Raw genomic sequence first — 20,061 nt, forward strand, 5'->3', positions numbered from 1 at the left:
CCACGGTCACACCGTGGACGGATGCAGCACGACCTTGATGCAGCCGTCCTCCTTCTGCTGGAACGTGCGGTACAGGTCGGGTGCGTCGTCGAGCGGGGCGTGATGCGTGGTGAGGTCCATCACGCCGAGCGGATCGGCGGCGTCCTCCACGAGCGGCAGCAGGTCGTCGATCCAGTTCTTGACGTTGCACTGCCCCATCCGCAGCGTGACCTGCTTGTCGAACATCGTCTTCATCGGCAGGATGTCGGCGTCACCCGCATAGACGCCGCTCAGCGACACGGTCCCGCCCCGTCGCACCGCGTCGATCGAGGCGTAGACCGCGGCGAGGCGGTCGATCCCCGCCTTGTCGAGCAGCTGTCGCGCGGCGGGATCGGGCAGCAGCCCCACGGCCTTCTGCACGAACTCGATGCCGCTGTTCCCGTGGGCTTCGAGCCCCACCGCGTCGACCACGGAGTCGGCCCCGCGGCCCTCGGTGGTGTCGCGAATCTCGGCGACGACGGTGTCGGTGAGGTCGAGCGTCTCGATGCCGTGCCGTTCGGCCATGGCCCGCCGCTCGGGCACCGGGTCGACGGCGATGACGCGGTGCCCGCGGTGACGGCCCACCCTGGCGACGAACTGCCCGACCGGGCCGAGGCCCATCACGGCGAGGGTGCCGCCTTCCGGCACCTGCGCGTACTCCACGCCCTGCCACGCGGTGGGGAGGATGTCGCTGAGGAACAGGTAGCGCTCGTCGGGAAGGTCGGGCGCGACCTTGATGTGGTTGTAGTCCGCAAGCGGTACCCGCAGGTACTCCGCCTGTCCGCCCGGCACCTGGCCGTAGAGCTTGGTGTAGCCGAACAGGGCTGCTCCGCTGCCGTACTCGCGCACCTGCGTGGTCTCGCACTGCGACTGCAGGCCGCGACGGCAGAAGAAGCACTCCCCGCACGCGATGTTGAACGGGATGACGACCCGGTCTCCGGGCTGCAGCGAGGTGACGTTCGCGCCCACGTCGACCACCACACCCATGGGCTCGTGCCCGAGGATGTCGCCGCGATCCAGGAATGGACCGAGCAGCTCGTACAGATGCAGGTCGGAGCCGCAGATCGCCGATGAGGTGATGCGGATGATCGCGTCCTCTGGCTGCTGGATCTGCGGGTCGGGGACCTCCTCGACCGTCACCGTGCGCTTGCCCTGCCAGGTCAGTGCCTTCATGATGTCCTCCGCTCCGGTCGACTGTGGTCGTCCCAGCCTCCGCGTCGCCGGTCGGTGTGAACACCCGGTTGACAGGTGCCGTGGCGCATGCGATCCCGCGCTCAGTGGAAGGGGCAGCCGCGGCCGGAGCCGGCCGCGCGCACCCGTCCGCCGGACGCGGGCTTGGTGGGCAGCCGTCGTCGGTTCACCGCGAGGCCCTCGTCGAGCACGCGCAGCCGCGGGTCGCTGAGCACCGCGATCGCAGCCGTGAGTCCCGCGACCACGAGCTTCTCGCCGGGGCAGCGGTGTCCCGAGGCGACGTCGGCTCCGCCCTGCGGGATGAACGTCTTCACCTCTTCGTGGTCAGTCACGTCGGTGAAGCGCTCCGGGGCGAAGCGGTGCGCGTGCGCCCACGACTGCTCGTCGGTGTCGGTGCCGAGGATGTCGAGCACCACGCGACCGCCCTTCGGCACGCGCACGCCGTCGATCTCGATGTCGGTGAGCGCACGCCCCGGGAGCATCGGCACGAACAGTCCCGTGCGCCGCACCTCCTGCGCGAACCGGGTGGCGAGAGCGCCGCCCACGAGAGCCTGCCGTTCCGCGGTCTCGGCCGCGATGCGGGCGCGCCAGTCCGGGTGGTCGTGGAGCTGCTTCGCCGCGAACGCCACGAACCGGGCGGCGGCGATCATCGGCCGGATGCTGTTCTGCAGTTCGATGCCCGCGGTCCTGGCGGGAAGCAGGGTGCCGTCGGCGCTGCGGTGCGCGGCCCACAGCGCGAGCGCGGTGCCCTCGGGAGCCGCGAGCGTTCCGGCGCGGACGGCCTCGATGAGGCGCTGAGCGTGCCTGTCGGACCACATCCGGTTCGCGGTCGCGGCGAGGTAGGCGGGCGAGTACGGCGCGCCGAACCCGTCGACGATCTGGGCCAGCCGAGCGGCCCAGCGCGTCTTCGCGGCGGGCGTCCCCGGAAGGCCCGCCCAGCCCATGATCGCGCGTCCGAACGCCCCGACGGCCGCGTCATAGGCGCTGCGGGTGCCGCCGTCGAGCCAGGCGTCGCGCTCCCGCGCCCACTCCCGCTCGAGCCAGGGCGTGAGCCGCGCGACCTGCTCGTCCTCGTAGGCGACCGCGACGAACGTCGCCTTGCGGTGACGGTGGGCGTCGCCGTCGAGGCTGTGGACGGAGCCGTGCCCGAACAGCGTCTCCTGCACGATCGCGGGCATCGCGCCGTGCCGGGCGATGCGACTCTCGTCGTAGAACAGGTCGATGCCCTCGGCCCCGCGGACGAGGGCGGCCTCGTCGCCGAGCAGGCGCATCGGGGCAGACCGGGCGCCCGGTCGTGCACGCCGCCAGATGCGGGCTCCGAAGTCGTAACCGCGGGTCAGGAGGAACGGGGAGTCGTCGCGCACGATCGTCTCGACGCCGTGCGAGATCCGGCCGGTGAGTCTGTGGAGCATGACCCGACCCTCGCAGCGCTGGGACCGGTCCTCCAGGGGGGAGCGTTCGGCGATGGACTGTGCTAGCGGTGAGGGGACGACGCTTGTCAAGCGCCTGTGCAGGCGGTGTGCGCGCCCGTCACACTGGCGGCGGAACGGAGGAACCATGGCGACGAACACCCGAGACCTGGCGTGCACCACCGAGGACGTGTTCCGTGTGCTGGCGGACGGCTGGCTGTACCCCGCCTGGGTCGTCGGAGCGTCGCGCATGCGCGATGTCGACGCGGCCTGGCCCGCTCCGGGCGCGCAGCTGCACCATTCGGTCGGCGTGTGGCCCGCGCTGCTCGACGACACGACCGAACTGCTGCAGTGGCATCCGCCGCACCGGGCGGTGCTGCGTGCGCGCGGCTGGCCGGTCGGCGAGGCGCAGGTCACCCTGCGGGCGAGGTCGACGGCGACCGGCTGCCAGGTGCGTATCGACGAGGAACCCGTGAAGGGCCCCGCGACCCTGCTCCCCCGCTTCCTGACCGCACCGATCCTGCGGTGGCGCAACGCCGAGACGCTGCATCGGCTGGCCTATCTGGCCGAAGGGCGTGCCGGGTGATCGGTTGCGCGGGGATTCATGCCCCGGATCGCATATAGTCTTCGGCGGCCTGGACCTGGGCCGGTGTCGGGCGCACACCGGTGTAGAGCACGAACTGCTCGAGCGCCTGCAGGGTCGCGACCTCGGCGCCGGTGATGACCGTGGCGCCCGCCGCACGCCCCGCAGCCACCACGGGGGTCTCCGCGGGCAGCGCGACCACATCGAACACCACCGTCGATGCCGCGATCGCCTGCTCGCTGAACGAGAGCGCGTGCTCCTCGCCCCCGCCCGCCATGCCGATCGGCGTGACGTTGACGAGCACGTCCGCTGTCGCCTCGCCGGGATCCGGATGCCAGTCGAATCCGTACTGGTCCGCGAGGGCACGCCCGCGGGCTTCGTTGCGGGCGACGATCGTGAGGTCGGTGAAGCCCCCGTCGCGGAAGGCCGCAGCGGTCGCCTTCGCCATGCCGCCCGAACCCCGCAGCAGCACAGACGACCGCGGGTCGATGCCGTTGCGGGCGATCAGGGTCGCGATCGCCGAGTAGTCGGTGTTGTAGGCGGTCAGTACCCCGTCGTCGTTCACGATGGTGTTGACGGAGTCGATCGCGCGCGCGGAGGCGTCCATCCGATCGACGAGGGCGATGACATCCTCCTTATAGGGCATGGAGATCGCGCATCCGCGGATGCCGAGTCCGCGGACACCGGCGATCGCCTGGGCCAGATCGGTCGGCGCGAAGGCCTTGTAGATCCAGTTGAGCCCCAGTGCCTCGTAGAGGTGGTTGTGGAAGCGGGTTCCGTTGTTGCTGGGTCGCGCGGACAGCGAGATGCACAGCGTCATGTCCTTGTTCAGCATCGTCACCGCCTCAGGCTACCGGCGGCGAGGATCCGTGGCGGGAACGGTCGTCCTCCCCTATGGTGAAGGTGCATGCACAGGGGATTGATCGTCTCCGTCTCTCCCCAGGAGACGGACGGCCCACCCCAGGGGCACGACGATCCGTGTATGCGATTGGGCCCTCTCGAGTAGTTCAGTCCCCAATGGGCTACTCGAGGGGGCCGCTCTCGTTCATTCTCCCACCGATTTTCGGATTTGTCCCCCAAAAGGGGGACAAGGAGGTCCGCAAGGGGTTAGGCTGTCTCTGACGCACCCTCCGGTCGTCTTCGGCCCTCATCGCTCCCCCCGCGGTGAGGGCCACACCATTTTCCGGGAGCGGATCGAGAGCCCCGCCGCGCTGGTCGCATGACGCTCATGCAACATTTGGATTACCTTCTTGCCTCTCCTATTGCCGCCGGGGTCGCCTCCACTAGCGTTAGCGATGTCGGTGCACCCCTGCGTCGGCTTCTAGATCAGCAGAACAGGCAGTACATGAGCACCCAGGGCACGGTCAAGTGGTTCAACTCGGAGAAGGGCTTCGGCTTCATCTCCCCCGACGACGGAGGCGCTGACGTCTTCGCGCACTACTCCGCCATCCAGTCATCCGGCTACCGGTCTCTCGACGAGAACCAGCGAGTCGAGTTCGATGTGGCGCAGGGTCCGAAGGGCCTGCAGGCAGAGAACATCCGCCCGCTCTGACGCGGACGACACCAGGACTCCCCGTCTGAAGAACGCACTCGAGCGTCCTTTCGACGGGGAGTTCCGTTTTCTGCGTCAGTGGTGACGGGCTCAGCCGAGCAGCCGGGCCCGCAGTTCGTCGACCGAGGCGACGCGGAACGCCGCGTCGTCTCCCTCGTGCGGGTCGCTGAAGCCCCACTCGACGAAGATCACGGGGACGCCGTTGGCCTTGCCGCCCTCGACATCGTGATGGCGGTCGCCGACGAGGACGGGGCGTGACGTGTCGACGCCGAGCGCGCCCAGGCGGCGCAGGGCTTCGGCGACGATGTCGGTCTTCGACGCGAGCGTCGCCTCGTCCGGAGTCGCGCCGACGGTCGTGAGGAAGGCGGGCCGGAGACCGAAGTGGTCGACCAGCGCATCGACCTGGTTCTCCGGCTTGGAGCTCGCGGTCGCCTGCGGCACTCCCGCGGCATGCAGGTCGTGGATGAGCTCGGCGACACCGGGATACGTGCGCACGTCCGTGGTGTAACCGTCGGCCTTGCCCAGCGTGCGGTAGAACGCCACGGCCTCGGCGGACTCCGCGGGCGTCATGCCGGCCTGGTCCTGGAACGACTGGAACATGGGCGGCCCGATCCAGTGCACCAGTTCCTCCCGCGTCGGGGCGGGACGGCCGAAGTGCGTGAGGGCGACGTGCAGCCGACGGAGGATGCCGACCGAGGCGTCGACGATCGTGCCGTCGACGTCCCAGAGCACGCAGGTGTAAGGGGAGGGGGCCATCTCTCCAGCCTATGGGTCCGCGGACGCCCGCCCGGTCCTGCTGCACGGGTGTGCAGTCTCACGCGTGCTCCCCGGATCGCGTGGCCGCGGCGCGAACGGCGGAATGCTGCACCGTAGGGTCGTGACAGCGGCGGGAACGCGAGTGAGACTGGGGAGATGTTCGTGTCGATGGAAGTGATCACCATCCTGGGGTCGACGGTGACGATCATCGTCGCGATGGCAAGCGGCTTCGGCTGGCTCGTCACGCGGATGGATTCGCGGTTTGCGGCATCGGATGCGCGGATGGATGAGCGGTTCGCGATGGTCGAGGGGCGATTCTCGGGCATGGAAGAGCGGATGGATGCGCGGTTCGCGGCGTCGGATGCGCGGTTCGCGATGGTGGAGGAGCGATTCTCCGGCATGGACGCGCGCTTCGGGGCCCTGGAGGAACGGCTGACGGGGATCGAGCACGAGGTGACCGAGGTCAGGATCGCGGTCGCCCGGCTGGAAGGGCCACCGCGACGGCTGATCTCCGTGCGCTGACCGCGGCGAGCGGCGTCAGAACAGTCGGGGGATGCCCGACTCGATGCCCTTCATGTCGTCGTAGTCGAGCACCAGGCAGCGGATGCCGCGGTCTTCGGCGAGCACGCGGGCTTGCGGCTTGATCTCCTGCGCGGCGAAGACGCCCTGCACGGGGGAGAGGTGGGGGTCGCGGCCCAGCAGCTCCAGGTAGCGCGTCAGCTGCTCCACGCCGTCGATGTCGCCCCGGCGCTTGACCTCCACGGCGATCGCAGCGCCCTCCGCGTCACGCACCAGCAGGTCGACCGGACCGATGGCGGTCGGATACTCCCGGCGCACCAGGGTCGCGCCCTCGGCGATGAGCTCGACCTGCTCGGCCAGCAGGCGCTGCAGGTCGGCCTCGACGCCGTCCTTCTGCAGCCCGGGGTCGATGCCCAGTTCGTGCTGCGAGTCGTGGATGATCTCGTAGATCTGCACGCGCAGCGCATCGCCCGTCTTCTTGTGCGTGACGCGCCACACCTCGACGACGCCGGCGGTCGCCTCCTCCTCGCCCGGGACCTCCGTGGCGAGGGAGCAGGGCGGGCTCATCCAGTTGAGGGGCTTGTAGCTGCCCCCGTCGGAGTGCACGAGCAGGCTCCCGTCGCCCTTGTGCACGAGCAGGCGCGTGGCGAGCGGGAGATGGGCGTTGAGCCGGCCGGAGTAGTCCACCGAGCAGCGGGCGATGACGAGACGCACCCGACGAGCCTACTTCGTCGCCGACGCTGCGCCGACCGGCTCAGAGGATCGAGCCGAGCGCGTCGAACAGCCCGAGCTCGGTGGCGGCCGACCGCGCGATCAGGAACCCGATGATGCCGATGATCCATGCCGTGTTCTCGGCGCCCGTGCGCTCCATCCACGCCGCGAAGCGCTCCAGCGGGCGCTGCACGAGCGGCGCCGCCACGAGCCGCAGCACCAGGAGGACGAGGGCGGGCGCGATCATGAGCGCGCAATAGCCGACCAGCGCGAGCACGCGGAACGGGGTGTCGACACCCGCGTCGGCGAGCATCGCCATGGCCACGAGGTAGGGGAGCATCGTGGCGACCTCGACGAGCCCCGCGGCGATCGCGACCGCCATCACCGCGAACCCTCGCGTGTTCGGGTCGAGCAGGCGTTCGCGCCACCGCAGGAGCCGGCCAGGGCGTGGGGGTGCGTGCCCCGTGGTCGCGGACTCGGGGCGTTCGAGAGCGGAGCCCGTGGCGGCGACGGGCGAATCGGACGACGCGCCGGTCCATCGCGGTTCGGGCTCCGGGTCGGAGGCGGCCGCTCGAAACAGCGGGGCCGGGTCGGGTGTCGCCGCGGAGGCGCGACCGGAGGCGGACGGCCTCCCGGTCCACGGCGACACCCGCGGCGGCTGCCGCTCCCCATCGCCGACCGCTGCGGGCTTCGAGGTGGGCATCGCGAACGCGGTGATCAGCAGCGCGACGCCCACCAGCAGCCGCGTGATCATCCCCGCCGGGGACGCGAGGAAGTCGGAGGCGACGTCCGCCAGGTTCACCAGTCCCCACAGGAACAGGAGCCCGACCGCCAGGTAAAACCCCGCGATCGTCACCAGATACAGCACGATGCGACCGGCTCGCACGCGCCCCGGGTGCAGCAGCAGGAAGACGGGGATCAGCAGGGTGCCCACGCTGAGCCCGTCGATGAGCGCCAGCACCGCGAGCGACAGGGGGAGGGGGAGTCCGCCGAAGAGTTCCATGCCTCCACCGTCGCGGCCGGCGCGGCCGGGCGGATCGGGCGAAAGTACCGTCTGCCGCACGACCCTCATCCCTTCGTCGGATGCGACCCCGCGGTCACCGTGGTTGCATGAGGTCATGCACGAACCGGGCGAGGGCGGTCTCGGCGCCTGGTATCGGCGCCACCGCTGGTGGGCGGATCCGCTCGGTGCACTGGTGCTCTCCGTGGTCATGGCCGCCTTCGGCTTCCACGGGCTCTGGGGCCCGTTCTCGCTGCTGTCGGACGACGTGTCGCCGTGGTGGGCGCTGGTACTCGCGGTTCCGGCGTGCGTGCTCTCGCTCGGCAAGGCACGACGGCCGTGGACGGTGCTGGTGCTGGTGGCGGTGCTGTTCCTCGCCGATCTGCTCACCGTGGGGGGCGTCGGCACCCTGGTCGTGCTGCTGGACGTGCTGTGGATGGCGGCGTTCCGCGCCGGACCGCGTGGCCGCCGCGTACTCCTGATCTCTCTGGGCACGGCGACCGCGGCGCTGTTCTTCGCCGCACTGCTGTTCGCCGACGTCGACGTGCCGGTGGCCGTGCTGTTCGGCGTGCAGTTCGGGGCCATCTTCGGAACCGACTACTGGTGGGCGGTCGCGGTCTCGCAGGCGCACGAGCTGGCGGAGCTGCACCGTCAACGCGCCGAGGACGCCGCCGCCGCCGCGGAACGCGACCGCACCGAGGCCGTGCAGCGGGAGCGGGAGGCCATGGCGCGCGAGCTGCACGACGTGGTGGCCGGGCACGTGCTGGCGATGGCGATCCGGGCCGAGGCGGCGCTCGCGACGCGTCCGGACCGCTCCGACGACCGGGCGGCGCTGCGGGCCGTGCGCGACGCGGGCCTCGACGCGCACGGTGCGTTGCGGTCGATGATCTCGGTGCTGCGCCGCGGCGGCGGCCCGCTCATGCCCACGCCGAGCTGGGCCGACCTCGACGGCATCGTGCAGGAGGCGCAGCGGTCGGGGCTGGCGGTCCGCCTCGACGCGGCGGATCTCGGCGATCTCGGCGATCTCGGCGGGGGCGGCGAGCAGGCGGTCGTGCGGGTGGTGCGGGAGGCGCTCGGCAACTGCGTGCGGCACGCGCGGGGTGCGCAGGTCGAGGTGCGGATCGCACGCTCCGGTGACGAGGCGCTGGTGCGGGTGCGGTCGCTCGGCGGGACGGTAGCGGTCGCCCCGATGCGACACGACAGCGAGGGGTGGGGGTTGCAGATGCTGCGGGAGCGGGTGGCGGCGCTGGGGGGCGCGTTCCAGGCGGGGCCCGACGGCGACGGCTGGACCGTGGAGGCGCGGCTGCCGGCGGGAGCGCGGTCGTGAGCGCCCCGACGGTGCTGCTGGCGGACGACCACGGCGCGATCCGTGCGGGACTGCGCATCATGCTCGAGACGCACGACATCGTGGTGGCGGGCGAAGCGGCCGATGGCGAGGTGGCCGTGCGCAACGCCGCCGCCCTGCGCCCCGACGTGGTGCTGATGGATCTGCGCATGCCGGGGCGCGACGGCGTCTCGGCCACGAGGGAGATCGTCGACCGGGGTCTGGCGGACGTGCTGGTGCTCACCAGCTTCGACGAGGACGAGCTCGTGCTCGCGGCGATCCGCGCCGGGGCCGTGGGGTTCCTGCTCAAGACCGTGGATGCGCCGACGCTGGTGCAGGCGGTGCGCGGGGTCGCGGCGGGCGAGGGCGCCCTCGACCCGCGCGTGACCAGGCGTGCGCTCGCCGCGGTGGCGGAGTCCGCGGTCGACGGTCCGCCCGCCGCCGCCACCCCCGCCCTGGGCGAGCTCACCGCGCGGGAGCAGGAGGTGCTCGACGGGATCCTGCAGGGCTGGTCGAACGCGCAGCTCGCCGCCCGGCTGCGCATCTCGGTGCCCACGGTGAAGACGCACGTGTCGAACGTGCTCGCGAAGCTGGGCGCGCGCAGCCGCTCGCACGCGGCGGCACTCGTCCGGGCGCGCGGCGGCTGAGCCTCAGCTCCGGGCGGCGGTCGTGGCGGGGGTCTTCTCGTCGTCGCGCAACGGGCGGGCTGCCCCGGAGAACAGCCCGGAGACCACGACCAGCGCGACCAGGATGAACAGCGTGTTGAGCAGGCCGATGTGCTCGCTGATCACGCCGAGCACGGGCGGGCCGCCGAGGAACGCGACGTAGCCGATCGTGGCTGCGGCGCTCACGCGGGCGGCGGCCTTGGCCGGGTCGTCGGCCGCGGCCGACATGCCGAGCGGGAACCCGAGCGAGGCGCCGACACCCCAGAGCGCGGCGCCGAGCAGCACGAGCGGCAGCGTCGGCGCGAGGATGAACAGCAGGATGCCGCTGGCGGCCGTCGCGGCGAGGATGCGCAGCACCAGCACCCGGCCGAAGCGGTCGACCAGGGGGCCGCCGAACAGGCGCACGACGGTCATGCCGGTCGAGAACACGGCGAGGGCGACGGCACCGGAACCCTCGGCGAGACCGTGGCCCTGCTCGGTGCCGAGGGCGATCCAGTCGTTCGCGCCGCCCTCGGCGAACGACATGCCGAGCATGACGGTGCCGAGCAGGTAGGTGCGCGGTTCGCGCCACGCCTCCAGCGCGGTGTGCAGGCGCTGGCGGAACGGCGGCTTCTCGTGCTCCTCCGGGTCGAGGGCCGCCTCTCGCACCGGCACCTGGAAGAAGCAGATCACCGCGATCACGGCGATCAAGACCCCGACGGAGATCGCGTGCGTGCCGACGTCGATGCGAAGGTGCGCCGCGAGCGCACCGATACCGGCGCCCAGGACGGTGCCGAAGCTGAAGAACGCGTGGAAGACGGGGAGGATCGTGCGGCCCATCTGCTGTTCGATCGCGGTGGCCTCGACATTCATCATCACGTCGACGCAGCCGTTGCCGAAGCCGAACAGCACCATGCCGACCAGCACCAGGGGGACCGAGGCGAACACGGTGGCTCCGAGTCCGACGAGCGCGATGCCGGCGGCGAACGTGAGCATCGACAGGAGCATGCCGCGACGCGCACCCGTACGCGCCATGACCGCGGGGCTCGTGGAGATGCCGAGGATGGAGGCGATGCCCATGCCGAGCAGGATCAGTCCGACCTGCGCGTTGTCGAGACCGAGGGCCTCCTTGATACCCGGCACGCGCGATGCCCAGGTCGCGATCGAGAGGCCGCTGGCCAGGAAGATGGCGAAGATCGCGGTACGCCAGCGCACGAACTGCGAGCGGGTGAGGGCGGTGTCCATGACCCACAGCCTATATCGAATCGATTCGACGCCGGAGTGCAGATCCCGGCTATCCTCGGAGTATGAGCAGCAGGGAGACCCCGCGCCGACCTACGATCGCGGATGTCGCGCGCGAGGCGGGGGTCGCGACCTCCACCGCGTCCGTGGTCTTCAGCGGCAAGGCCAAGGTCGCCCCCGCCACGCGCGACCGCGTTCTCGCCGCGGCGACCGAGCTCGGCTACACCGGACCCGACCCCCGCGCCGCCTCGCTCCGTCGCGGCCGCAGCGGCATCGTCGCGGTCGTGCTGGAGGGCCACCTGCGGGCCGCGTTCCTCGACCCGGTGACGACCGCGATGATGGACGGCCTCACCGATGGACTCGCCGACCTCAGCGCCGGGATCCTGCTGATGCGCGACGAGCCGGGCGAGGACGGGTCCGCGATCGCGAGCGCCCCGGTCGACGCGGTCGTGCTGATCGGGTGCTCCGGGCGCACGCGGGCCTCACTCGAGATCGTGCGGGGGCGCGGCCTCCCCGTGGTCGTGATCGAGGGCGACGCCGGGCTCGACGTGCCGCGCATCACGCTCGACAACGTGGCCGCCTCCGCCGACGTCGCCCGGCACGTCCGCGAACTCGGGCACCGCGACGTCGCACTGGTCACGCTCGCGCTCGACGCCGACCGCGAGCGCACCCTCATCACGCCGGAGCGACTCGCCACCGCGACCGTCGACGTCACGGTCGACCGGCTCCGGGGAATGCGCGAGATCTTCCCCGACGCCCCGGCGATCTCCGCGTCGGGCAGCCTGATCGACGAGGGCATCCTGGTGGGCCGCATGCTGCTGTCCGACCCGGAGAAGCGTCCGACGGCCGTGCTCGCGCAGAGCGACCTGCTCGCGGTCGGCGTGATCCGCGCGGCGGAGGAGCTCGGGCTGCGCGTGCCGGAGGACCTGTCGGTGGCGGGGTTCGACGGCATCGCGCTGGACGGCCTGGGCGACCTCACGCTCACCACGAGCGTGCAGCCCGCGGTCGAGAAGGGTCGCGCGGCGGGGGAGCAGGTGGCGCGCATGCTCCGCGGGGAGCCGGGCGAGACGCAGGACCTCTCGTGCCGCTTCCGCGCGGGCACCACGACCGCGCCGCCCCCCGCGCGCTGAGCCGCCTGCCCTCAGGAATGCGCGGGACCGAGGCGCAGCGCCGTCTCGCCGAAGTCCAGGATGCGGTACCGCCCGCACTCGATCGTCGCCACCGGTTCGACCCCGGCGGGCAGCTGCCACGGCACGGTCTGCGCGTCCTCCACCAGGAACGACACCTCCCCCACCGTGAAGTCCCGCCGGTCGACCAGCCAGGCGTAGCCGTTCAGCGCGTGGTCGACCTGCACCAGGCGTGACAGGTCGTCGAGGTGCAGCTTGGGCAGCCGCACGGTCCAGAACTGCCCGGCACCCGTGCGTCCCGATGCGTCGACCCAGTCGGTGACGCAGGTCAGGTCGGCGTCGGGTGCCTGCGCGGCGGCCGCCAGTCGCGGCACGCTCAGTCCGGCGGCGAGGAGCAGCAGGGCACCCAGCGCCGCGACCGCACCGCGCACGAGCCGGGACGACGGCAGCACGGCGCGCGGATCGGCGACCAGGGCCAGGACCGGCGCGAACGCCAGCGGCTGGAGGTATCGCGCGGCCTGGGTGCCGAGCGCCACCGCCCCGAGCAGCACCAGGGCGGGAGCAACCCACGCGACCGCGGCGACGAGCCGCGCGCCGGGCGCCGATGCCCGCCGCATGCGCATCACCGCGAGGGCGAGGAGGGCGGCGACCACGACCAGCGCGAGCACCCCCGGCGGCGTCGAGAGCCGGCCCGCGAACAGCCCGGCGTACAGCTCGAGGGACTCCCGCCACCGCCACGGCTGCACGTAGCCGGCGCCCGTGTTCGCGATCCATGCCGAGAACGGAATGCGACAGAGGAAGCCGAGCAGCGTGCCGCCGAGCAGGGCCGCGCCGAGCAGCAGCGCGGGCCGCCGGCTCCGGACGGAGAACCCGAGCACGACCAGCACGGCCAGCAGCGGCACCGTGGCCCAGGCCGCGAACAGCGGATTGGTCAGCGTGGACACCGCGGCCGTCGCGCCGAGGGCCCAGAGCAGCACGACCCCGCCGCCCGGGCGGTCGAGGAAGCGGCGGGCCAGACCGACCGCGGCGACCGCTCCGATCGTGGTCGCGGCGTAGTAGGTGGTCGTGAGCGAGAGCGACGCGAGCTCGAGGGCATCGCGCGACGGCGACGCCTCGGTGAACACGAGAAGCGCGAACACCCCGAGCGCCGCGAGCGACCACGCGACCGGGGCGGCACCCGCGCGGCGACGACCGGCGACGAGCCGCGCCACGCCGTAGAACCCGAGCAGGTTGACCACCGCGTTCACCGCGAGCAGGCCATCGACGTCGAGCGGCAGCAGCGCGCCGAGGGCGACGTGCACGGCGGACTCCGGAAGGAACAGCACGCTCGACAGCGCCCACTCGCCGACCCCGCCGCCGTCGAGGATCGCGCGCGAGATCAGTCCCACGACCAGGGAATCCCCGTCACGGAAGAGCAGCGAGGAGCGGGGCGATGCGGCGAGCTGACCCGCCGCGACGAGGGCGATCGCGAGGGCCGTGAGCCACCCCGCCAGCTCCCTCCGTGCGCCCCCGTGCATGCGAACACTCTGGCACGTCGCGCAGACCCGCGAACCGCCCGGCCCCATCATCCCGGTAAACTGGACGGACACCGCCCGCCTGAGCCGCAAGGCCGACGAGCCCCGAGGAGCCGCGTATATGCTGATGCTCCTCGCCGTGTTCCTCCTCGGGTCGCTGCTGTTGCCCGTTCTGGTGCGCTGGCTGGGAGCACAGGCTTTCGCCGTCGCCGCGCTCGTCCCCGCCGCCGCGTTCGTGCACGCGCTGGTGCTCACGCCGCAGGTGCTCGACGGCCCCGTGCCGTTCGAGTCCGTGCCGTGGATCCCGCAGCTCGGGCTCTCGCTCTCCATGAACATGGACGTGCTCGGGTGGGTCCTCACCCTGATCGTGACCGGCGTCGGCGCGCTCGTGCTGCTCTACTGCCGCTGGTACTTCCACGACGACGCGGCCGGCATCGGCCAGTTCGCCGGGGTGCTGCTCGGCTTCGCCGGCGCGATGTACGGCCTCGTGCTCACCGACGATCTGGTGATGCTCGTGATGTTCTGGGAGGTGACGAGCATCCTCTCGTACCTCCTGATCGGGCACTACCGCCGCCGCGCCGCCAGCCGTCGAGCCGCGCTCCAGGCTCTGCTGGTGACGACCCTCGGCGGCCTGGTGATGTTCGTCGGCGTCGTGCTGCTCGTCGTAGACGCCGGCACGTCGAGCATCCGCGAGATCCTCGCGCTCGCCCCCACCGGGCCCCTGGTCGACGCCGCCATCGTGATGCTGCTGATCGGCGCCATCAGCAAGTCGGCGCTGTTCCCGTTCCACTTCTGGCTCCCCGGTGCGATGGCCGCCCCCACGCCGGTCAGCGCCTACCTGCACGCCGCCGCGATGGTGAAGGCCGGCATCTACCTCATCGCGCGCTTCGCCCCGATCTTCGCGCTGAGCGCCACCTGGCGACCGATCATCATCAGCCTCGGCATCCTCACCATGCTGCTCGGCGGGATCCAGGCGCTGCGCGAGACCGACCTCAAGCGCGTGCTCGCCTTCGGCACCGTCAGCCAGCTGGGGTTCTTCGCCGTCGTGGTCGGCTACGGCACGCAGGCCGCCGCCCTCGCCGGACTCGCGCTCGTGATCGGGCACGCCCTGTTCAAGTCGGCGCTGTTCCTGATCGTCGGCGTGATCGACCGGCAGCTCTCCACGCGTGACATCACCGAGCTCTCCGGGGTCGGACGGCAGGCGCCGGTCATGGCGACCGCGGCCTTCATCTCGGTCGCGTCGATGGCGGGCATCGCGCCCACCATCGGCTTCGTCGCCAAGGAGTCCACGCTCACGGCGCTCCTGGATGACGCGCAAGGCGGCTCGATCTGGGGACTCGTGGCGCTGATCGGGGTCGTCCTCGGTTCCATGCTCACCGCGGCATATGGCGTGCGCTTCCTGTGGGGAGCGTTCTGGACCAAACGCGACGACCGCGGCGACCGGCTGCCCGACACCGCGTGGCCCGACCCGCCCGTCGGCTTCCTCTCCGCGCCGATCATCCTCGCCGGGGTCACCCTCGCGGCGGGCATCGGCGCCCCCGCGCTCGACATCGCCCTGCAGCCCTACGCGCTCACCGCGAACCCCGGCCTCGACCACGAGGGCGCCGCCGTCGAAGGCCCCGGTCACCTCGCGCTCTGGCACGGGTTCGAACCAGCGCTCGGGATCTCGATCCTCACGGTCCTGCTGGGGATCGGGCTGTTCCTGCTCACGCGACGCAGCGGCTGGGACCGTCGCCCGCGCCTGCTGCCCTTCACCGCCGCCGACGCCTACTACCTCGTGATGCGCGGCATCGACCGGCTGTCCGTGCTCAGCACCACCCTCACGCAGCGCGGCTCGCTGCCCGTCTACGTCGGCACGATCTTCGTGGTGTTCGTCGCGGCCGAGGTCACCGCGCTCATCGCGAGCGACATCGACCGCTACCAGCTGTCGCTCTGGCACACCCCGGCACAGCTCGCGGTCGCGCCGATCATGGCCGTCGCGGGCGTGGTGGCGGTGCGCGCCAGGAAGCGGTACACCGGCGTCGTGCTCGCCTCGGTCACGGGTCTCGGCATGGTCGTGCTCTTCGCGACCAGCGGCGCACCCGACCTCGCGCTCACGCAGATCCTCGTCGAGACGGTCACCATGGTCACGTTCGCCCTGGTGCTGCGGCGGCTCCCCGCGCGGATGGGCGAGCACAACGCCTCGGTCAGCCGCATCCCCCGGGCGCTGCTCGGCATCGGCGTCGGCCTCACCATGGCGTTCGTCGCGATCGTGGCCACCCAGTCGCGCGTCGCCGACCCGATCTCGGAGATCTTCCCGCAGATCGCCTACGAGATCGGCCACGGCAAGAACGTGGTGAACGTGGCCCTGGTCGACCTGCGCGGCTGGGACACGATGGGCGAGCTGTCGGTTCTCGTGCTCGCGGCGACCGGTGTCGCCTCCCTCGTCTTCGTGACCCACCGCGCCGATCTGCTCGCCGCGACCAAGACCCTGCCGCGCTCCGTGCGCAAGGCCGCCCGCAGCCGTCCGCTCGTCGAGACCACCGACGGCGTGCGCTTCCAGACGTCCGAGAACCGCAGCGCCCCGCGCGCCTGGCTGGTCGGCGGACAGAAGATGAAGCCGGAGAACAGGTCGATCCTGCTCGAGGTCATCGTGCGCATCCTGTTCCACACCATCATCGTGGTGTCGATCTTCCTGCTGTTCGCGGGTCACAACCTGCCGGGCGGCGGCTTCGCCGGCGGACTCGTCGCGGGCATGGCGCTCGTGATGCGCTACATCGCCGGCGGCCGCTGGGAGCTCGGTGCCGCCGCACCCACCGACGCCGGACGCCTGCTCGGGGCGGGCCTCATCCTCGCGGTCGGCACGGCCGTGGTGCCGCTGTTCTTCGGGATGGCCCCGCTCACCAGCACCTTCTGGGAGTGGGAGATCCCGGGCATCGGTCACATGGAGTTCGTCACCTCCACGATCTTCGACGTGGGTGTGTACCTCGTGGTGATCGGGCTCGTGCTCGACGTGCTGCGCAGCCTCGGCGCCGAGGTGGACCGGCAGTCCGCGCTCCGCCCCGGTCAGAGCACCGCGATCGACTTCACCTCACGGACAGGGGGGAACGGCTGATGGACGTCTCCCTGGCCCTCATCGCGATCATGGCGGTGCTCTTCGCGTGCGGCGTCTACGCGATGCTCGAGCGCAGCCTGACCCGGGTGCTGATCGGCTTCCTGCTGCTCGGCAACGCCACGAACCTGCTGCTGCTGATCGTGATGGGCGTGCCGGGCAACGCCCCCTTCTTCGGCACGAACGGCGACCTCAGCGATCCGCTCCCGCAGGCGCTGACCCTCACCGCCATCGTGATCACCTTCGCGGTGTCGGCGTTCCTGCTCGCCCTCATCTACCGCTCCTGGCAGCTCGGCCAGGCCGACACGGTCGAGGACGACGAGGCCGACATCGCCCTGCGCGAGCGCACCGACGCCGACGAAGACCTCATGGACGACGAGTCGGAGACCGACGACGACGAGGCGACCACCGACTTCGTCGGCGTGCAGACCGCGCCCATCACGGTGCTGCACATGCGGGACCACCCCGACATCCACGACGACGCCCCCTACGACTCGCCGTACAGCGCGCAGCGGGAGGACGAACCCGAACCCGAGGCCGACGAGGATCCAGACCACACGACAGACGGGGAGGGCAGGTCATGACCACGCTCGTCCCGCTCCTGGTCGCCCTGCCGCTGCTGGGCGCCGCGGTCACCCTCGTGTTCGGGCGCAATGCCCGGCTCCAGGTGCTCGTCACGGTCGCCACCCTCGCGATCGTCTCGGTCATCGCCGCGGTGCTGCTGGTCGTGGTCGATGCGGGATCCCCGCTCGCGGTCTCGGTCGGCGGGTGGCCGGTGCCGTTCGGCATCGTGCTCTACGTCGACCGGCTCGCCGCGCTGCTCGTGCTCGTGTCGAGCGTCGTGCTGCTCGCGGTCCTCCTCTTCTCGATCGGTCAGGGCGTCGCCGACGGCGCGGACGAGACCCCGATCTCGATCTTCAACCCCTCCTACCTGATCCTCGCGGCGGGCATCTTCAACGCCTTCATCGCGGGCGACCTGTTCAACCTCTACGTCGGCTTCGAGATCCTGCTCGTCGCGTCGTACGTGCTGATCACGCTGGGCAGCACCGAGTCGCGCATCCGCACGGGTGCGGTGTACATCGTGGTCTCGCTCGTGTCGTCGATCCTGTTCCTCGCCTCGATCGCGATGATCTACGGCGCCCTCGGCACCGTGAACATGGCGCAGATCGCCGAGCGCATGTCGGAGCTGCCGCAGGACACGCAGCTCGTGCTGCACCTGATGCTCGTGGTCGCCTTCGGCATCAAGGCCGCCATCTTCCCCGTCTCCTTCTGGCTGCCCGACTCCTACCCGACCGCGCCGGCCCCGGTCACGGCGGTGTTCGCCGGACTGCTGACGAAGGTCGGCGTGTACGCGCTGATCCGCACCGAGACGCAGCTCTTCGCCTCCAACAGCATCGACACGCTGCTGCTCATCATCGCGCTGGCCACCATGGTCGTCGGGGTGCTGGGTGCCGTGGCGCAGGCCGAGCTGAAACGGATCCTGTCGTTCACCCTCGTGAGCCACGTGGGCTACATGATCTTCGGCCTGGCGATCGCGACGCCCGCGGCGATCGGCGCCACGGTGTACTACATCGTGCACCACATCGTCGTGCAGACCACCCTCTTCCTCGCCGTGGGACTCATCGAGCGTCGGGCGGGAAGCACCTCGATCCTGCGGGTGAAGGGGCTGCTCAAGATCGCGCCCGTGATCGCGGTGCTGTACTTCATCCCCGCCATCAACCTCGGCGGCCTGCCCCCCTTCTCCGGGTTCATCGGCAAGTTCGCGCTGTTCGAGGCCGCCGCCTCCGTGGGCACGCCCCTGATGATCGTGCTGATCTTCGGCGGCATCATCACCTCGCTGCTCACGCTGTACGCGCTCATGCGGGCGTGGAACCTGGCGTTCTGGCGCGAGGAGGAGGACTCCACCGAGACCGAGGGACGCATCTCCTACCTGACGGGCGCACCCGCGGCCGACGAGCAGCAGGAGACCAGGCGCATCCCGAAGATCATGACGGTCGCCACCGCGGGCATGGTCACCGTCACGGTGGCCCTGACGATCTTCGCCGGTCCGCTGTACGCTCTGTGCGATCGCATCGGGGCTGGCCTGCTGCAGCCGGTCAACCTCGTCCAACTGGAAGACGAGGTGGAGGGATGAGGCCGGAGACGCGGCGCCTGTGGCGTGACATCGGCATGCAGCTGCCGTTCCTCGCCTGGCTGATCGTGCTGTGGATGCTGCTGTGGGCGCAGTTCACCGTGCTCTCGTTCCTGACCGGGCTCGTGGTCGCGATCTTCGTGACGCGCGTGTTCCGGCTGCCGACGGTCGAGCTGTCCGGCCGCGTGAACCTCTGGTACGCCGCGCTGTTCATCGTGCAGTTCCTCTGGGCAGTGCTGCGCGGCGCCCTGTCGGTCACGGTGCAGGTGTTCGACTTCCGCCGGCAGCCGGGCACCGCGATCGTCGCCGTGCCGCTGCGGTACGCGGACGACCTCGTCATGACGCACGTCGCGGTGGTGTCGTCGCTGATCCCCGGTTCGCTCGTGGTGGAGGCCGACCGTGACCGGCGCATCCTCTACCTGCACGTGATCGGCGTGCGCAGCAAGGAAGACGTCGAGGAGCAGCGGCAGGGGGTGCTCGGCTGGGAGAAGCGGGTCGTGCGCGCGCTGGGCGACCCGTCGCAGTACCGCCGCCTCAAGGCCGATGAGCGCGCGGGTCGCATCGATCCGGCCAGGGTGGGGGGTGCCCGATGAACGTGCTGCTCCTGGTGATCATGGCGGTGTTCGGTGTCGCCGCGATCCTCGCCGTCATCCGCATCGTGCGGGGTCCGTCGATCCTCGACCGCGCGGTCGCCGCCGACGTGCTGCTCACCGAGGTCATGTGCGTGCTGGGCGCGGAGATGGCGATCAACGGTCACACCCGCAACATCCCGGTGCTGCTGATCATCGCGGCCGTCGGCGTGTTCGGGTCGATCGCGGTCGCCCGGTTCGTCGCGAGAAGGGACAACACGACGCCATGAACGTGTTCGGCCTGATGATTCCCGACGCCGTGATCGACGTCGCGGTGCTGGTGCTGATCCTGATCGGTGCGCTGCTGTGCCTCTCCGCCGCGGTGGGGCTGCTGCACTTCCGCGACGTGCCGACGCGGTTGCACGCCGCGACCAAGCCGCAGGTGCTCGGGCTGCTGGTGATCTGCGTGGCGATCGCGCTGTCGCAGCGGTCGATCGGCGGCGTGCTCTTCGGACTGGTGCTGGTCGCCCCGGTGGTGCTGATGCAGTTCGCCACGGCGCCCCTGTCCGCGCACATGGTCGGACGGCAGGCGTATCGCAACGGCACGATCGAGCAGCGCGGGCTCGTGGTGGACGAGCTCGCCGAGTCCAAGCAGACGCCGCCCGCCGCGGGCTGACCTC

At 71.1% G+C, this 20,061-nt stretch carries 20 protein-coding genes; 12 read left to right on the forward strand and 8 right to left on the reverse strand.

The features are described from left to right. Positions 1 to 6 precede the first annotated feature (6 nt). Together ACWGQ1_RS00085 and ACWGQ1_RS00090 are read right to left on the reverse strand one after the other, a co-directional pair. Positions 7 to 1,191, reverse strand: coding sequence for a zinc-dependent alcohol dehydrogenase (locus ACWGQ1_RS00085; protein ID WP_247982503.1), 1,185 nt, complete (start codon positions 1,189 to 1,191; stop codon positions 7 to 9). A gap of 101 nt (positions 1,192 to 1,292) precedes the next feature. Continuing rightward, the gene (locus ACWGQ1_RS00090) at positions 1,293 to 2,621 is read right to left on the reverse strand and encodes a cytochrome P450 (protein ID WP_452312106.1); all 1,329 of its coding nucleotides are present in this window, start codon (positions 2,619 to 2,621) and stop codon (positions 1,293 to 1,295) included. A 145-nt stretch (positions 2,622 to 2,766) separates the two neighbouring features. Between ACWGQ1_RS00090 and ACWGQ1_RS00095 the strand changes: the two genes are divergently transcribed. Continuing rightward, a complete protein-coding gene (locus ACWGQ1_RS00095; RefSeq protein WP_136036882.1) occupies positions 2,767 to 3,204 on the forward strand; it encodes an SRPBCC family protein in 438 nt (145 codons plus the stop codon). A gap of 16 nt (positions 3,205 to 3,220) precedes the next feature. Here ACWGQ1_RS00095 and ACWGQ1_RS00100 read toward each other — a convergent pair whose 3' ends face one another. Next, on the reverse strand, positions 3,221 to 4,042 hold the full coding sequence (locus ACWGQ1_RS00100; protein WP_452312107.1) for a shikimate 5-dehydrogenase: 822 nt from the start codon (positions 4,040 to 4,042) through the stop codon (positions 3,221 to 3,223). 504 nt (positions 4,043 to 4,546) lie between these two features. Between ACWGQ1_RS00100 and ACWGQ1_RS00105 the strand changes: the two genes are divergently transcribed. After that, a complete protein-coding gene (locus ACWGQ1_RS00105) occupies positions 4,547 to 4,753 on the forward strand; it encodes a cold-shock protein (RefSeq protein ID WP_136034351.1) in 207 nt (68 codons plus the stop codon). 90 nt (positions 4,754 to 4,843) lie between these two features. Here ACWGQ1_RS00105 and ACWGQ1_RS00110 read toward each other — a convergent pair whose 3' ends face one another. Next, on the reverse strand, positions 4,844 to 5,509 hold the full coding sequence (locus tag ACWGQ1_RS00110; RefSeq protein WP_136044322.1) for an HAD hydrolase-like protein: 666 nt from the start codon (positions 5,507 to 5,509) through the stop codon (positions 4,844 to 4,846). A 198-nt stretch (positions 5,510 to 5,707) separates the two neighbouring features. On the opposite strand from ACWGQ1_RS00110, the gene ACWGQ1_RS00115 reads away from it, so the two are divergent. After that, on the forward strand, positions 5,708 to 6,031 hold the full coding sequence (locus ACWGQ1_RS00115) for a response regulator (protein ID WP_452312108.1): 324 nt from the start codon (positions 5,708 to 5,710) through the stop codon (positions 6,029 to 6,031). Positions 6,032 to 6,046: 15 nt separating this feature from the next. Here the strand turns inward: ACWGQ1_RS00115 and nucS are convergent, their stop codons facing one another. Then, positions 6,047 to 6,742 carry an endonuclease NucS gene (gene nucS / locus ACWGQ1_RS00120; protein ID WP_136030957.1) on the reverse strand — a complete coding sequence of 232 codons (696 nt, stop codon included), beginning with the start codon at positions 6,740 to 6,742 and terminating at the stop codon, positions 6,047 to 6,049. Positions 6,743 to 6,782: 40 nt separating this feature from the next. Further along, a complete protein-coding gene (locus ACWGQ1_RS00125; RefSeq protein ID WP_452312109.1) occupies positions 6,783 to 7,742 on the reverse strand; it encodes a GAP family protein in 960 nt (319 codons plus the stop codon). Between the two features lie 115 nt (positions 7,743 to 7,857). Here ACWGQ1_RS00125 and ACWGQ1_RS00130 point away from each other — a divergent pair, with 115 nt between their 5' ends. Beyond that, positions 7,858 to 9,066: a histidine kinase gene (locus tag ACWGQ1_RS00130; protein ID WP_452312110.1), complete on the forward strand. Its 1,209-nt coding sequence runs from the start codon at positions 7,858 to 7,860 to the stop codon at positions 9,064 to 9,066. Further along, a complete protein-coding gene (locus tag ACWGQ1_RS00135) occupies positions 9,063 to 9,710 on the forward strand; it encodes a response regulator (RefSeq protein ID WP_240744621.1) in 648 nt (215 codons plus the stop codon). Before ACWGQ1_RS00130 ends, ACWGQ1_RS00135 begins: the two co-directional genes overlap by 4 nt. A 3-nt stretch (positions 9,711 to 9,713) precedes the next feature. On the opposite strand, the gene ACWGQ1_RS00140 is transcribed toward ACWGQ1_RS00135, so the two are convergent. Further along, positions 9,714 to 10,952, reverse strand: a complete 1,239-nt coding sequence (locus ACWGQ1_RS00140) for an MFS transporter (protein ID WP_136036518.1) — start codon at positions 10,950 to 10,952, stop codon at positions 9,714 to 9,716. Positions 10,953 to 11,014: 62 nt separating this feature from the next. Here ACWGQ1_RS00140 and ACWGQ1_RS00145 point away from each other — a divergent pair, with 62 nt between their 5' ends. Next, positions 11,015 to 12,079 carry a LacI family DNA-binding transcriptional regulator gene (locus tag ACWGQ1_RS00145; protein WP_378803123.1) on the forward strand — a complete coding sequence of 355 codons (1,065 nt, stop codon included), beginning with the start codon at positions 11,015 to 11,017 and terminating at the stop codon, positions 12,077 to 12,079. Between the two features lie 11 nt (positions 12,080 to 12,090). Here the strand turns inward: ACWGQ1_RS00145 and ACWGQ1_RS00150 are convergent, their stop codons facing one another. Beyond that, positions 12,091 to 13,593 carry a hypothetical protein gene (locus tag ACWGQ1_RS00150; protein ID WP_452312111.1) on the reverse strand — a complete coding sequence of 501 codons (1,503 nt, stop codon included), beginning with the start codon at positions 13,591 to 13,593 and terminating at the stop codon, positions 12,091 to 12,093. A gap of 118 nt (positions 13,594 to 13,711) precedes the next feature. Between ACWGQ1_RS00150 and ACWGQ1_RS00155 the strand changes: the two genes are divergently transcribed. The 6 genes from ACWGQ1_RS00155 to mnhG are packed head-to-tail and all read left to right on the forward strand — an operon-like array spanning position 13,712 to position 20,057. Beyond that, the gene (locus ACWGQ1_RS00155; protein ID WP_452312222.1) at positions 13,712 to 16,684 is read left to right on the forward strand and encodes a Na+/H+ antiporter subunit A; all 2,973 of its coding nucleotides are present in this window, start codon (positions 13,712 to 13,714) and stop codon (positions 16,682 to 16,684) included. Then, positions 16,684 to 17,265: a Na(+)/H(+) antiporter subunit C gene (locus ACWGQ1_RS00160; RefSeq protein WP_136033094.1), complete on the forward strand. Its 582-nt coding sequence runs from the start codon at positions 16,684 to 16,686 to the stop codon at positions 17,263 to 17,265. Before ACWGQ1_RS00155 ends, ACWGQ1_RS00160 begins: the two co-directional genes overlap by 1 nt. Then, positions 17,262 to 18,815, forward strand: a complete 1,554-nt coding sequence (locus ACWGQ1_RS00165; protein ID WP_136033097.1) for a Na+/H+ antiporter subunit D — start codon at positions 17,262 to 17,264, stop codon at positions 18,813 to 18,815. The genes ACWGQ1_RS00160 and ACWGQ1_RS00165 overlap by 4 nt, the downstream gene beginning before the upstream one ends. Continuing rightward, on the forward strand, positions 18,812 to 19,405 hold the full coding sequence (locus tag ACWGQ1_RS00170; RefSeq protein WP_136033099.1) for a Na+/H+ antiporter subunit E: 594 nt from the start codon (positions 18,812 to 18,814) through the stop codon (positions 19,403 to 19,405). The genes ACWGQ1_RS00165 and ACWGQ1_RS00170 overlap by 4 nt, the downstream gene beginning before the upstream one ends. Further along, positions 19,402 to 19,671, forward strand: coding sequence for a monovalent cation/H+ antiporter complex subunit F (locus tag ACWGQ1_RS00175; RefSeq protein WP_136033102.1), 270 nt, complete (start codon positions 19,402 to 19,404; stop codon positions 19,669 to 19,671). Before ACWGQ1_RS00170 ends, ACWGQ1_RS00175 begins: the two co-directional genes overlap by 4 nt. Further along, entirely contained in the window at positions 19,668 to 20,057 is a 390-nt protein-coding gene (gene mnhG, locus ACWGQ1_RS00180; protein ID WP_136036515.1) for a monovalent cation/H(+) antiporter subunit G, read from the forward strand. Before ACWGQ1_RS00175 ends, mnhG begins: the two co-directional genes overlap by 4 nt. Positions 20,058 to 20,061: the final 4 nt, after the last annotated feature.

This window comes from Microbacterium sp. NPDC055599, from assembly GCF_053618975.1.